Annotated in this window: 12 protein-coding genes; 3 read left to right on the top strand and 9 right to left on the bottom strand. The window is 74.0% G+C overall.

Annotation, left to right across the window (positions count from 1 at the left end):
* Nucleotides 1-8: 8 nt before the first annotated feature.
* The 3 genes from ACSMX9_RS05895 to lipB form a co-directional block, all read right to left on the bottom strand.
* Nucleotides 9-212 (bottom strand): hypothetical protein, encoded by a 204-nt coding sequence (locus ACSMX9_RS05895; protein ID WP_366115745.1) that lies wholly within the window; start codon nt 210-212, stop codon nt 9-11.
* 311 nt (nt 213-523) lie between these two features.
* On the bottom strand, nt 524-1,489 hold the full coding sequence (gene lipA, locus ACSMX9_RS05890; protein ID WP_445400504.1) for a lipoyl synthase: 966 nt from the start codon (nt 1,487-1,489) through the stop codon (nt 524-526).
* A 193-nt stretch (nt 1,490-1,682) separates the two neighbouring features.
* Nucleotides 1,683-2,498, bottom strand: coding sequence for a lipoyl(octanoyl) transferase LipB (gene lipB / locus ACSMX9_RS05885; protein ID WP_445400502.1), 816 nt, complete (start codon nt 2,496-2,498; stop codon nt 1,683-1,685).
* A gap of 225 nt (nt 2,499-2,723) precedes the next feature.
* On the opposite strand from lipB, the gene ACSMX9_RS05880 reads away from it, so the two are divergent.
* The gene (locus ACSMX9_RS05880; protein WP_445400500.1) at nt 2,724-4,289 is read left to right on the top strand and encodes a regulator; all 1,566 of its coding nucleotides are present in this window, start codon (nt 2,724-2,726) and stop codon (nt 4,287-4,289) included.
* Nucleotides 4,290-4,330: 41 nt separating this feature from the next.
* Here ACSMX9_RS05880 and ACSMX9_RS05875 read toward each other — a convergent pair whose 3' ends face one another.
* Both ACSMX9_RS05875 and ACSMX9_RS05870 read right to left on the bottom strand, forming a co-directional pair.
* Entirely contained in the window at nt 4,331-5,671 is a 1,341-nt protein-coding gene (locus ACSMX9_RS05875) for an NAD(P)/FAD-dependent oxidoreductase (RefSeq protein WP_445400498.1), read from the bottom strand.
* Nucleotides 5,672-5,875: 204 nt separating this feature from the next.
* Nucleotides 5,876-6,775, bottom strand: a complete 900-nt coding sequence (locus ACSMX9_RS05870) for a TIGR01777 family oxidoreductase (RefSeq protein ID WP_445400496.1) — start codon at nt 6,773-6,775, stop codon at nt 5,876-5,878.
* A 125-nt stretch (nt 6,776-6,900) separates the two neighbouring features.
* On the opposite strand from ACSMX9_RS05870, the gene ACSMX9_RS05865 reads away from it, so the two are divergent.
* A complete protein-coding gene (locus ACSMX9_RS05865; protein WP_445400494.1) occupies nt 6,901-7,389 on the top strand; it encodes a GNAT family N-acetyltransferase in 489 nt (162 codons plus the stop codon).
* A 25-nt stretch (nt 7,390-7,414) separates the two neighbouring features.
* On the opposite strand, the gene ACSMX9_RS05860 is transcribed toward ACSMX9_RS05865, so the two are convergent.
* Nucleotides 7,415-7,942, bottom strand: coding sequence for a DUF4240 domain-containing protein (locus tag ACSMX9_RS05860; protein WP_445402907.1), 528 nt, complete (start codon nt 7,940-7,942; stop codon nt 7,415-7,417).
* A 133-nt stretch (nt 7,943-8,075) separates the two neighbouring features.
* On the opposite strand from ACSMX9_RS05860, the gene ACSMX9_RS05855 reads away from it, so the two are divergent.
* Nucleotides 8,076-9,047: an SDR family oxidoreductase gene (locus ACSMX9_RS05855; RefSeq protein WP_445400492.1), complete on the top strand. Its 972-nt coding sequence runs from the start codon at nt 8,076-8,078 to the stop codon at nt 9,045-9,047.
* Here ACSMX9_RS05855 and ACSMX9_RS05850 read toward each other — a convergent pair.
* The 3 genes from ACSMX9_RS05850 to ACSMX9_RS05840 all read right to left on the bottom strand — a co-directional run bounded on the left by ACSMX9_RS05850 (nt 9,038) and on the right by ACSMX9_RS05840 (nt 13,821).
* Nucleotides 9,038-10,003 (bottom strand): helix-turn-helix transcriptional regulator, encoded by a 966-nt coding sequence (locus ACSMX9_RS05850; protein WP_445400490.1) that lies wholly within the window; start codon nt 10,001-10,003, stop codon nt 9,038-9,040. The two genes, ACSMX9_RS05855 and ACSMX9_RS05850, sit on opposite strands and share 10 nt — an antisense overlap.
* A gap of 113 nt (nt 10,004-10,116) precedes the next feature.
* On the bottom strand, nt 10,117-12,822 hold the full coding sequence (gene aceE, locus ACSMX9_RS05845; RefSeq protein WP_445400488.1) for a pyruvate dehydrogenase (acetyl-transferring), homodimeric type: 2,706 nt from the start codon (nt 12,820-12,822) through the stop codon (nt 10,117-10,119).
* 354 nt (nt 12,823-13,176) lie between these two features.
* Nucleotides 13,177-13,821 (bottom strand): GntR family transcriptional regulator, encoded by a 645-nt coding sequence (locus ACSMX9_RS05840; RefSeq protein ID WP_351242334.1) that lies wholly within the window; start codon nt 13,819-13,821, stop codon nt 13,177-13,179.
* Between the last annotated feature and the right edge of the window lie 14 nt (nt 13,822-13,835).

Below are 13,835 nucleotides of genomic sequence, written 5' to 3'. Positions count from 1 at the left end.
GGCCGTCATCAGGAGGTGCGGCTGCCGGCGCCCGGGACGTCCGCCAGGGCGCGTTCGCTCGCGGTCCGGTCCTCGGCGCGGCGACGGTCCTCCAGGACGGAGGTCCAGGCGTTGCGCCGGGCGGTGCGGTGGCCGCGGCTGGTGAGCAGGGACTCGACGAGGCGCAGTGCGGCGGCGAGGCTCGGGAGCGCGGTGGGCGGTGCGGCCTGCATGGCGGTGGTTCCCCCTGGGAGCGCGGCGGGTCCGGGAGGCCGCGCGGCGGTGGGGCGCCCCGCGGCCCGGTGGCGCCGGCCGGGTCGCTGGAGGGAGCGCACTCCGGTGTGCACGAGCGGCGGCCGGCGCCACGGACGTCAGGTTCTCCCCCCGGTGTTACCAGCGGGTGACCCACCGGTCAAACCGGGGTGACGCCACCGCAGGGGGGTGTGCCGCGATTCACACCAGGGGGCGTGACGGACACGCCGGAGGGGGTCGGCGGAACGTTCCGCCGACCCCCTCCGCCATGAGTCCCGTGGGGTTCCCCGGGTCAGACCGCCTGGGCGGCGACGTACGCGCCGCGCTTCTCCACGGCCATCTGGTACAGGCGCCCGGCGCGGTACGAGGAGCGGACCAGCGGGCCGGACATCACGCCGGAGAAGCCGATCTCGTCGGCCTCCTGCTTCAGCTCCACGAACTCCTGCGGCTTCACCCAGCGTTCCACCGGGTGGTGCCGGACGGAGGGCCGCAGGTACTGGGTGATGGTGATGAGCTCGCAGCCCGCCTCGTGCAACTCGCGCAGGGCCTGGCTGATCTCCTCGCGGGTCTCGCCCATGCCGAGGATCAGGTTCGACTTGGTGACCAGGCCGGCGGTGCGGGCCTCGGTGATGACCTTCAGGGACCGCTCGTAGCGGAAGCCGGGGCGGATGCGCTTGAAGATCCGGGGCACCGTCTCGACGTTGTGGGCCAGCACCTCGGGGCGGGAGGAGAAGACCTCGGCGAGGGCCTCCGGCTCGGCGTTGAAGTCCGGGACCAGCAACTCCACCTTGGTGCGGCCGTCCGCCCGGTCGGAGGTCATGGCGTGGATCTGCCGCACGGTCTCGGCGTACAGCCAGGCGCCGCCGTCCGCGAGGTCGTCGCGGGCGACGCCGGTGACGGTGGCGTAGTTCAGGTCCATGGTGACGACGGACTCGCCGACGCGGCGCGGCTCGTCCCGGTCGAGGGCCTGCGGCTTGCCGGTGTCGATGTTGCAGAAGTCGCAACGCCGGGTGCACTGGTCACCGCCGATGAGGAACGTGGCCTCGCGGTCCTCCCAGCACTCGTAGATGTTGGGACAGCCGGCCTCCTGGCACACGGTGTGCAGCCCCTCGCCCTTCACGAGGTTCAGCATCTTCGTGTACTCGGGACCCATCTTCGCCCGGGTCTTGATCCACTCGGGCTTGCGCTCGATGGGGGTCTGGCTGTTGCGGACCTCCAGGCGCAGCATCTTGCGTCCGTCGGGTGCGACTGCGGACACATCGGCTCCCTGTGCTTCGATTCTTGGGCGTCCACCAGAGTACGCCCGAAAGATGTAGCCCCGTTGCCGGTGCCAACCTCCGACCTCGGGGGAGGCATTCCCCCCTTCGGGGAAATAGCTGTAAGTGGCACCGGGTGCCGCGGTTCCGGTGTGGTGCCCGCCCCGCGGGGCGGGCACCACACCGGACCGTCGGTCAGGCGGCCGGCAGGGGCGCGGTCGGGCGCCCGGTGACCTCGCGGGGCAGCGGCACGGCGTCTGCCAGCACCTCGGAGAGGTGGCGCTCCACCGCCGGCAGCACCTCCTCGACGGTCAGCTCCCGGCCCAGTTCGCCGGCGAGCGAGGCCACCCCGGCGTCCCGGATGCCGCACGGCACGATCCGGTCGAACCAGGTGTTGTCGGGGTTCACGTTGAGCGAGAAGCCGTGCATGGTGACGCCCTTGGCGACCCGGATGCCGATGGCGGCGATCTTGCGGTCCTCGCCGCGCTGGCCCGCGTTGGACGGTGCGTACTCGGGGCCCATCAACCGGGCGTCGTACTCCTCGTCGGCCAGCCGGGGGTCGAAGTCGAGGGAGAGCCCGCCGAGCGCGGGGCGCTGCTCCACCGGGTCGCCCAGGATCCACACCCCGCTGCGGCCCTCGATCCGGCTGGTCCGGAGCCCGAACTCCGCGCAGACCCGGATCAGGGCCTCCTCCAGCCGGCGGACGTGCGCCACGACGTCCACCGGGCGTGGCAGCTTCAGGATCGGGTAGCCGACCAGCTGCCCCGGGCCGTGCCAGGTGATCTTTCCGCCCCGGTCCACGTCGATCACCGGGGTCCCGTCCAGGGGGCGCTCGCTGTCCTCGGTGCGCCGCCCCGCGGTGTAGACGGGCGGGTGTTCCAGCAGCAGGCAGGTGTCCGGGACCTCGTCGGCGAAGCGGGCGGCGTGCACCCGTCGCTGTTCGTCCCAGGCCACCTGGTAGTCCACCGCGTCCGTGCCGAATCCCAGCCGGACGAACCGCAGCTCACTCACGGTACGTGCCTCCCTAGAGCGTTTCGGGTGGGAATTGCCACCTCTCCACCCCCGCCACTGTACGACCCGTCGCCACGCGTCAGCTGTCGAGTCGATCCTCACACGATCGGATGAATGCGGGGCGAAGGCGGCGTTGCGGTCTGCTTCTCCCGCTACATTCGCGCCGTTCACAAGGCCGTAAGGGCCGCTCACGTGTGGCCCGACAGGCAGGAGACCGCACAGCTGATGACGGAACGACCTCCGCAGCGCACCCCCAACCGCCAACTAGCCGCCCTCATCGCGGAGGCAGGGTTCTCCAACGCGGGGCTGGCCCGCCGGGTCGACCAGCTCGGACTGGAACACGGGCTCGACCTGCGGTACGACAAGACGTCCGTGACGCGTTGGCTCCGCGGGCAGCAACCCCGCGGAACCACGCCCGCGCTCATCGCCGAGGTGTTCACCCGGCGCCTCGGACGCAGACTCACCGCCCAGGACCTGGGACTCGACGCCTGCGCCCCGGTGTACGCCGGGCTGGAGTTCGCCGCGGGCCCCGAAGAGGCGGTGGACATCGTCAGCGGGCTGTGGCGCAAGGACTCGGGCAGCCACGCCGAACTCCGCAAGATCGCCTTCACCCCCGCCGGACTCGTGGTCCCCAGCCGCGACTGGCTGATCGGCCGCGCCGACGACCGGGTGGCGCGCAGCGACGACCGACCGCGCCCCGAGCACCCCGAACGCGCCGAGCAGCCCGAGCGGGCCACCGTGCCGGCGGCCCGCACCGGCTCCGGGGCACCCCGACCCACCCGCCCCGAGGCGGGCCCCGCGCCCGCGGTGCCGGCGGGGCTGCGCATCCCGGCCCAGGGCCGCGGACCCGCCTCCCACCCCAGACAGCGCGGCACCGAGCGCGGCCCCGGCCACCGGGTGACCGCCGGTGACATCGCCGCCCTGCGCTCCGTCGCCGACCTGTTCCGCACCCTCGACAACGCCTACGGCGGCGGGCACGCCCGGCAGGCCCTGGTCCGGTACCTGGAGCACGAGGCCGAGCCGATGCTGCGCGGGGTCTACGGCGAGCAGACCGGGCGGCGGCTCTTCGGCGCCGCCGCCGAGCTGACCCGGCTGGCCGGCTGGACCTCGTACGACATCGGTGCCCACGGGCTCGCCCAGCGGTACTTCGTGCAGGCCCTGCGGCTCTCCCAGGCGGCCGGTGACCGGGCCTACGGCGCCTACGTCCTGATCACCATGAGCCGGCAGGCCGTCTACCTGGGCCACGGCCGGGAGGCGGTCCAGCTGGCCCGGGTCGCCCAACAGGGCATCGGTTCCTCCGCCCCGCACGCCGTCCAGGCCCTGCTGCACGCCGCCGAGGCGCGCGGGCACGGGGTGCTCGGCGAGGTGCGGGCGTGCACCGCCTCGCTGGTACGGGCGGAACGGTCCCTGGACGCCGCCCGCCCCGGGGACGAACCCCCGCAGTGGGCCCGGTTCTTCGACGAGGCCCAACTCGCCGACGAGTTCGGGCACTGTTACCGGGACCTCCAGCAGTACCGGGCCGCGGCCCAGCACGCCGAGCGCTCCCTCCAACTGCGGGCGCCCGGGTACGCCCGCAGCCGGTTGTTCTGCCGGGTCGTGCTGGCCTGCGCCCGCCTCGGCCTCGGCGAACTGGACCAGGCGTGCGCCCTGGGCGCGGAGGCCGCGCAGCAGGCTGCCGACATGCGCTCGGTACGGGCCCTGGAGTACGTCCGCGACTTCGAACGGCGCCTGGAGCCGTACCGGGAGACCGTGCAGGCGCGCGGCTACCGGGACAAGGTCGCACTGATCTGACGGCCGCCCCACGGGGTCCGGGAGCCGGACCCCGGAGGCGGTCAGGCCGCGAGGTGCTCCGCCCGGTGCGCCGACTCAGGGGCGAGGTCCGCGAGGACGGCCGCCGCGGCCCGGTGCCCGGACCGGATCGCCCCGGCCGGGCCGCCGGTCTCCCGGTGGTCCCCGCACACGTACAGGCCGTCCACGACCCGCACCGGCCGCTGCGGATCGTGCGGGGCGGGCGTCGCGGGCACCGCGTCCGGGACGTGCCGCACCGACAGCAGCTCCCACCGGGCCGTCCCGGTGCCGTACAGCTCGGCCAGCTGCGTCCGCACCGCCCGGTCCAGGTCCGACGGCGGAGGGCCGAGGACGGTGGAGGAGACCAGGGACCGGCCGGCCGGGGCCCGGGTCGGATCGACCCGGCTGACCACCGCGGTGTGGGCCACCGGACCGCGCCGCTCGGTGTCGAGGACCCAGGCAGGGTCCTGGAGCGGAGCCACCTCGGCCACGTGGTGCACCACGGTGACCTGGTGGAAGTCGGGCACCCGCAGCCCCGGCAGCAGCCGTGCGGCGGACCGGGCGTCGGTGGCCAGCAGGACCGCCCGGCAGCGGATCTCCCCGTGCTCCTCGGTGACCACCCGGTTCGTCGACACCGAACGGACCCGCACCCCGGTGCACAGCGTCCCCGGGGGCAGCCCGGCGGCCAAGCCGTCGGGCAGGGCCCCGGCCCCGCCCTCCGACAGGCAGAGCCGCCCCCGGGCGAAGGCGTGCAGGGCGAGGTCGGCGCACCGGCTGGACGTGGACAGCTCCGGGTCGCACAACAGCGCGGCCAACAGCGGGCGCACGAAGCCCTCCACCGTCCGGGACGGGACGCCCCGGGTGGGCAGGGCCTCGGCGGCGGGGCACTCCGGGCGGGCCAGCAACCGTTCCACCGGGGTGTCGGCCAGCCGGGCCAGCGCCGCGCCCAGTCGGGCCTGGTCCAGCGGGCTCCCCACGGCACCCGACCGGGGCGCCCACCCCGGTCGAGGACCGCCTCTGGGGGCGCTTGCCAGGGCGCGTGCAGTCTTGAATGCGCCCCGTGCGCGCCGGGCGGGGCGGGGTTCGCCCACCCGGTGCAGCCGCCCCTCGCCCGGCACCAGCACACCGGGTGAGAACGGGCGCAGCACCAGCCCCTCCAGCCCCGGTGTGCGCCGCAGTTCGGCGTGGGCGGTGGAGAGCGGTCGGGCGATCCGGTCGAGCAGGAAGCCGTCGACCTCCTCGGTCGCCATCCGACCGCCGGGCCGGTCGGACGCCTCCAGGACCACGGTGGGTATCCCCGCCCCGGTCAGTCGCCGGGCAGCGGTGAGTCCGGCGACCCCGGCTCCGACGACGACGATCTCCGCATGACGTGCGGGCTCAAGCACGTGCTCCTCCCCGAGGTTGCGCGGTCGAGCGCACCAGGCCCCCGACACGGCCGTGACGTACATGAGTTCCGGTCGAGCGTAGGAGCCGTGCCCCGCCCCCGGCAGGGCGCGCGACACCGTGGTACGGACGCACGCCGGTCGCACGGCGGAGGCGCCCCGGGGGCGGGGCGGCCCGGCCGTGCGCCGTCGACCGGGCGGCGCGGCTCAGCGCAGCGCGGCCCGCAGGGCGTCCTCGACGTCCGGGAAGGTGAAGGCGAACCCCGACTCCAGCAGCTTCCGGGGGACGGCCCGGGTGCTCGTCAGCACGTCGGTGGCCATCTCGCCCAGTACCAGGCGCACCGCCGCCGCGGGGGCCGCGAACACCGCCGGCCGGTGCAGCACCCGGCCCATCGCCGCGGTGATCTGACGGTTCGTCAGTGGTTCCGGTGCGGTCAGGTTGACCGGCCCGGACAGGTCCTCCGCGGTCAGCAGATGGCGCAGCGCGGCCACCTCGTCGTACAGCGCGATGTAGCTCCAGTAGTGGCGCCCGCTGCCCAGCCGGCCCCCGAGGCCGGTCTTGAACAGCGGGAACAACCGTTGCCAGGCACCGCCGTGGCGGGACACCACCAGCCCGGTGCGGGCGAACACGGTACGGATGCCGGCCTCCTCGGCGGGGGCCGCCGCCTCCTCCCACTCCACCGTCAGGGAGGGCAGGAAGCCGCTGCCGGGCGGGGCGTCCTCGTCGACCACCCGGTCCCCGGTGTCCCCGTAGAAGCCGACCGCGCTGCCGTTGAGGAACACCCGCGGCGGCACCTCCAGGGCGGCGGCGGCCTCGGCGAGGGTGACCGTGCCCAGCACCCGGCTGTCCCGGATCTGCTTCTTGTACGCGGCGGTCCACCGGTGGTCGGCGACCCCCGCCCCGGCCAGGTTGACCACCGCCTCGCAGTCCAGCAGCCCGGGCGGCTCGATCCGCTGGCGCACCGGGTCCCAGCGCACCTCGTCGGGGCCCCGGGGCGGTCGGCGCACCAGCCGCACCACCTGGTGGCCGTCGGCGGTCAAGGAGCGGACGAGCGCGGAGCCGATGAGCCCCGAGGCCCCGGCCACGGCGATACGGGAAGGCTGCATGACCCCATCCTGCCGAACGTGCACCACACGGAGCCGCGCACCCGGGTCCGGGCGCGCCGGAACGGGTGACGGCGGGGCGGAAAACCCCTGCCCCACCACCACCCCTGCCCCCTAGGGTGATCCGCATGCCCGAACTGCACGTACGTCCCGCCCGAGCCGAGGACGAGGAGGCGCTGGCCCGGCTCGACCGCGCCGCCTGGTCCCCGCTGCACGCGGTCAGCCCGGCTCCGGAACCGCCCTACGCGCCCTTCTTCGACGGGCGCTCCCGCCCCGAGGACCACCTGGTGGTCGAGGTCGCCGGGGAGGTCGCCGGCTATCTGAAGCTCGGCTTCCCCACCCCGTTGGCCTCCAACGCGCACGTCCGGCAGATCCAGGGCCTCGCCGTCGCCGAGCGGGCCCGGGGGCTGGGCGCGGGCCGTGCCCTGCTGCGGGCCGCCGTGGCGGAGGCACGCAGCAGGGGGGCGCGGCGGCTCACCCTGCGGGTGCTCGGCCCCAACGCCCCCGCCCGGGCGCTCTACGCCTCCGAGGGGTTCGCCGTCGAAGGGGTGCTCCCCGAGGAGTTCTTCGTCGGCGGACGGTACGTGGACGACGTGTGCATGGGGCGTTCGCTGTGAGCACGCCGGGCAGGCGTGCGCCGGCTCACGCCTCGGACTGGCCGAACCGGTCCCACAGCCGCGGGTAGTAGCGGGCCAGCACCGTGTCGTCCTCGAAGTCCATCGGCACCCCGGCGGGCTCCGGGGGCGCCGGGGGCAGTCCCAGTTCGGGGGTGACGGCCCCGGTCAGCCGCTCGTACGCCTCGTCCGCCGCGTACCCCAGCTCCTCCGCGTCCCCGTCCACCGCCGGGTCGAAGCCGTCCAACAGCTCCGCCAGGTCGTCCGGGTCGTGCAGGGCCCCCTCGAACACCTCCCGGCCCTGCCCGATCAGCCAGCACCGGAAGAAGTCGAAGGCGTCGTCGCTCACCCCGTCCAGCAGCACGCAGGCGGCGCCCCACAGGTCCCAGCGGTAGGCGCGCTGGTAGCGGGCCTCGAAGTGCCGGGAGAAGTCGAGGACGGACTCCGGGTCCAGCCGGACCAGCCGCTCGACCAGCGCGTCCGCCTGCTCCTCGGGGTCGCCGTCGGCGGCCTCGCGCGCGCCGTCGACCAGCTCCCAGAACTCCGTCTCGTCCATCACGGGACCAGCATCTGCCCTGCGCCCCGCGGTCGCACGCCGAGCCGGGTCCCGTTCCCCCCTTCCGGCCCGATCCCCGATCCGTCCGCAAAGCCTGACGGAGGATGTCCGGATTCCCGGCCACGATCGGCACATGACGCACACCACGGCGCACGACGCCGCTTCCGCACGCCCCCGCACCGCCCCTCTGCGCGGCCGGATCGCCCTGGTCGCCGGAGCCACCCGGGGCGCGGGCCGGGCCATCGCGGTGGAACTGGGCCGGGCCGGTGCCACCGTCTACGCCACCGGCCGCACCACCCGCGAGAAGGTCAGCGAACTGGGCCGACCCGGCGAGACCATCGAGGAGACCGCCGAACTCGTCGACGCCGCCGCCCGGGACGCCGGCTCCGGCGGCTCGGGCACCGCCGTCCCCACCGACCACCTGGAGCCCGACCGGGTGCGGGACCTGCTGGCCCGGGTGGAACGCGAGCACGGACGGCTCGACGTGCTCGTCAACGACATGTGGGGCGGCAACCCGCTGCTCGACTTCGACACCCGGCTGTGGGACATCGACCTCGACCGGGGCCTGCGGATCCTGGACCTGGGGGTGCGCAGCCACATCATCACCAGCAGCATCGCCCTGCCCCTGCTGGTGCGGCACCCCGGCGCCCTGCTCGTCGAGGTCACCGACGGCACCGCCCGCAGCAACGACGAGTACCGCGGCAACTTCTACTACGACCTCGCCAAGAACGCCCCGATCCGGATGGCCCGCGTCCTCGGCGAGGAACTGGCGCCGGTCGGCTCCACCGCCGTCGCCGTCACCCCCGGCTTCCTGCGCTCCGAGGAGATGCTGGACCACTTCGGCGTCACCGAGGAGACCTGGCGGGAGAACACCGAGGCCCAACCCCACTGGTCGGTCTCCGAGTCCCCGACCTATCTGGCCCGCGGACTCGCCGCCCTGGTCGCCGACCCCGAGCACCACCGCTGGAACGGCACCTCCCTCGACAGCGCCGACCTCGCCCGTGCCTACGGCGTCACCGACCTCGACGGCTCCCGCCCGGACGTCTGGGGCTACATGCTCGCCGAGAAGGAGGGCGGGGCCCCCGAGGTCGCCGACTACCGGTAGCGCGCCGCGGCCCGCCGCGCCGCCCCGGCACACCGCTCCCGCAGCCCGGCCGGCGCCAGCACCTCCACCTCCGGGCCCAGCACCAGGACCTGGGTGTACGCCACCTCCTCCGACTCGGTCGGCACGGTGACCGTCACCCACCCCTCGCCGTCCGGCTCGCCCGCCGTCGCCTCCTCTGCGGCGGCGGGCCCCACCGCGTACCGCAGTCGCGCCATCCCCTCCGGCGACAGCCGCAGGGTCACCGAGGTCCGCCACAGCGCCCGCACGAACTGCGCCGCCCGCTGCTCCCAGAACCCCGGCAGGTCGAACGCCCCGTCCCGGACGAACCGCCCCCCGTCCGCCTCGACCGCGGTGAACCGGTCCAGGCGGTACACCCGGTGCGCGCCGGCGTCCACGCGGGCGCACAGGTACCAGACCCCCGCCTTCAGCACCAGCCCGTACGGCTCCAACACCCGCTCCACCTCACCGGCCCCGCCCCGCCGGTAGCGCACGGCGATCCGGCGGTCGTTCCACACCGCGTCCGCCACCGGCGCCAACAGCTCGGGGGCGGGCTCGTCGTGGAACCAACCCGGCGCGTCCAGGTGGAACCGCTGCTCCGCGGTACCGGCCGCGCCCCGCAGCGCGGGCAGTAGCGCCGCCGACACCTTGAGCCGGGCCGTCGAAGCCGTGTCGGCCAACCCCATGTCCCGCAGCGCACCCGGCACCCCCGACAGGAACAGCGCCTCCGCCTCCCCGCGCCCCAACCCCGTCAACCCGGTGCGGTACCCGCCCACCAGCCGGTAGCCGCCGCTGCGGCCCCGGTCCGCGTAGACCGGCACCCCGGCCGCCGAGAGCGCCTGCGCGTCCCGGGTCACGGTCCGCTCCGACACCTCCAGCTCCCGCGCCAGCTCGGCCGCCGTCATCGACACCCGAGCCTGCAACAACAGCACCATCCTGATCAGCCGAGCCGCCCGCATCCCCCCATCATCCCCCGGCCGGAACGCCGAAGGGGCCCCCGCCCGGAGGCGGGGGCCCGAAGGGGACCGGCGGGTGCGGGGGCCGGGGCCACCGGGCCCCCGCACCGCCCGGCTCAGAGTCCGTACCGCTCGCGGGCCTCCTTGACCGCGGTCGCGGGGACCTCACCGCGGCGCGCCAGCTGGGCCAGCGCGGCCACCACGATCGACTCGGCGTCGACGCCGAAGTGGCGGCGCGCGGCGTCACGGGTGTCGGAGAGTCCGAACCCGTCGGCACCCAGCGAGGACCAGTCCTGCTCGACCCACTGGGCGATCTGGTCCGGCACCTGCCGCATGTAGTCGCTGACCGCGAGGACGGGGCCGGCCGCACCGGCGAGCGCGGTGCGCAGGAACGGCACCCGCTCCTCGCCGCGCAGCACCGCCGCGTCCGCCTCCAGCGCGTCGCGCCGCAGCTCGGTCCAGGAGGTGGCCGACCACACGTCCGCGCCGACGCCCCACTCCTCGGCCAGCAACCGCTGGGCCTTCAGCGCCCAGTGGATGGCCGTGCCGGAGCCCAGCAGCTGGATGCGGGCGGCGCCCGCGGGCGGCGTCAGCCCCGCCGACTCGGCGGTGTTGAAGCGGTACAGGCCCTTGACGATGCCCTCGTCCGCCCCGGCCGGCTTCGCGGGCTGCGGCAGCGGCTCGTTGTAGACCGTGAGGTAGTAGAAGACGTCCCGGTCCTCGCCCTCGACGGCCTCGCCGTACATCCGGCGCAGACCCTCCTTGACGATCGCGGCCACCTCGTAGGCGAACGCGGGGTCGTAGCTGAGGGCGGCCGGGTTGGTCGCGGCGATGACGGGGGAGTGGCCGTCCGCGTGCTGGAGGCCCTCACCGGTGAGCGTGGTCCGCCCGGCGGTGGCGCCGACCAGGAAGCCCCGGCCGAGCTGGTCGCCGAGCTGCCACATCTGGTCCGCGGTGCGCTGCCAGCCGAACATCGAGTAGAAGATGTACAGCGGGATCATCGGCTCGCCGTGCGTCGCGTACGCGGTGCTCGCGGCGATGAAGTCGGCCATCGAGCCGGCCTCGGTGATGCCCTCGTTGAGGATCTGGCCGTTGGTGGCCTCGCGGTAGTACATCAGCTGGTCGCGGTCGACCGGCTCGTACGTCTGGCCCTTGGGGGAGTAGATCCCCAGCGAGGGGAAGAGCGACTCCATGCCGAAGGTGCGCGCCTCGTCGGGGACGATCGGCACCCAGCGGTGACCGGTCTCCTTGTCCCGGACCAGGTCCTTCAGGAGCCGGACCAGCGCCATGGTGGTGGCCACCGACTGGGTGCCGGAGCCCTTGTCGAAGGACGCGAACGTCTTCTCGGCCGGCGCGGGCAGCGGGGCCAGCGGATGCGTGCGGCGGGCCGGGGCCGGGCCGCCGAGCGCCGCGCGGCGCTCCTGGAGGTAGCGGACCTCGGGGGAGTCGGCGCCGGGGTGGCCGTAGGGCACCACGTCGTCGACGAAGGCGCTGTCCGAGATCGGCAGCTCCAGCAGGTCCCGCATGCACTTGAACTCGTCCGTGGACAACTTCTTCATCTGGTGGTTCGCGTTCTTGGACGCGAAGCCCTTGCCGAGCGTGAAGCCCTTCACGGTCTGCGCCAGGATCACCGTCGGCGCGCCCTTGTGCGCCAGGGCGGCCCGGTAGGCGGCGTACACCTTGCGGGGCTCGTGGCCGCCGCGCGAGAGGTGGAAGCACTCCAGGATCTTGTCGTCGCTGAGCAGCTTGGCCAGCTCGACCAGCGCCGGGTCCTTGCCGAAGAAGTCCTCGCGGATGTAGGCCGCGTCGCGCGTCTGGTACGTCTGCACCTGCGCGTCGGGTACTTCGCGCAGCCGTCGTACCAGGGCGCCCGTGGTGTCGAGCTGGAACAGCTCGTCCCAGGCGGAGCCCCACAGCGACTTCACGACGTTCCAGCCCGCGCCGCGGAACTGGGCCTCCAGCTCCTGCACGATCTTGAAGTTGGCGCGCACCGGGCCGTCGAGGCGCTGGAGGTTGCAGTTGATGACGAAGGTGAGGTTGTCCAGCCCCTCGCGGGCGGCGAGGTTGAGGGCCGCCGTCGACTCGGGCTCGTCCATCTCGCCGTCGCCGAGGAACGCCCACACGTGCGAGGCGGAGAGGTCCTTGACGCCGCGGCTGGTCAGGTACCGGTTGAACCGGGCCTGGTAGATCGCGGAGAGCGGGCCGAGGCCCATGGAGACGGTGGGGAACTCCCAGAGCCAGGGCAGCCGCCGCGGGTGCGGGTACGAGGGCAGGCCGTTGCCGCCCGCCTCCTGGCGGAAGCGGTCGAGGTGGCCCTCGGAGAGGCGCCCGTCGAGGAAGGCGCGGGCGTAGATGCCGGGGGAGGCGTGGCCCTGGACGTAGAGCTGGTCACCGGAGCCGGGCGCGTCCGCGGCCTCCTTGCCCCGGAAGAAGTGGTTGAAGCCGGTCTCGTAGAGCCAGGCGGCCGACGCGAAGGTCGCGATGTGGCCGCCGACGCCGAGTTTGCTGCCCCGGCTCACCATGGCCGCCGCGTTCCAGCGGTTCCACGCGGTGATGCGCTGCTCCATCTCCGGGTCGCCGTCGGCCTCGGGCTCGGCGGCGGTCGGGATGGTGTTGACGTAGTCGGTCTCCAGCAGCTTGGGCAGCGCGAGACCGGCGCCCTCGGCCCGCTCCAGCGTGCGCCGCATCAGGTAGGCGGCGCGGTGCGGGCCGGCAGCCTTGGTCACGGCGTCCAGGGAGGACTGCCACTCGGCGGTCTCCTCGGGGTCGCGGTCCGGGAGCTGGTCCAGCGCGCTCGGCTGAATTGCGGTGGGGTCGGTCATGTCGCCGCCTTCCGGAGTCGAAGGGGTTCCCTCATCGGTAGGGGTTCGGGGTGCCCTTGGTCTTGGCAGGACAGGGCGGGACTCTGGTAGAAGTCCAACGGGGACTCTAACCCCCTGATCGATGATCGATCAAAGGCTTGGGTGGTAAAACCTCTTCAGATGAAGAAAGTCGGCACCCAGTGCCTCGGTCGCAGGCATGCGGTGCCTTGCTTTCGCAGGTGAAAGCGGCTGTTTCGCACATCTGAACGGGGTCCATGGGGGTCTGAGCTGTCTGAGGCGTCCGTGCCCTGTGGGGCTGCTGATGACTTCTGGTGCTGCCGGAGCGATCCCACCGACCCGCCCGGTGCGCTGCGCTCAGGGCCCGCAGAGCCCCGCGTCGGGGCGCGGCGCACAGCCGAGCACATGGGCCTTCACCAACTCCGCGATGGCCGGATCGTGGCGCTTGAAGGCCGCCACCAGGGCCTCGTGCTCCTCCGCGTAGGACTGCTGGACGGTGCCCAACCAGCGGATCGACAGGGCCGTGAACACCTCGATGCCCAACCCCTCCCAGGTGTGCAGCAGCACCCCGTTGCGGGCGGCCCGCACCAGCTCCCGGTGGAAGGCCACGGTGTGCCGCACCTGCCCGGTGCCGTCCGCGTGCCGGTCCGCCTCGTACAACGCCGCGACGTGCGGCTCCAGCGCCGAGCAGTCCACCGCGAGGCGCTCGGCCGCGAGCTCCGCGGCGATCGCCTCCAGGCCGGCCCGCACGGGGTAGCTCTCCTCCAGGTCGGCGGCGGTGAGGTTGCGCACCCGCACGCCCTTGTTGGGGGAGGACTCGATCAGCCGCAGCGACTCCAGCTCCCGCAGCGCCTCCCGCACGGGCGTCTGGCTGACCTCCAGCTCGGTGGCGATCCGTCGTTCGACGATCCGTTCACCCGGCTTCCAGCGCCCGCTGACGATCCCCTCCACGATGTGCTCGCGGATCTGTTCGCGCAGCGAGTGGACGACGGGCGCGGTCATGCGGGGCTCCTTGC

The sequence above is a fragment of the Streptomyces sp. LE64 genome, assembly GCF_052606915.1.
This window is presented reverse-complemented; position numbering and strand designations above follow the sequence as displayed.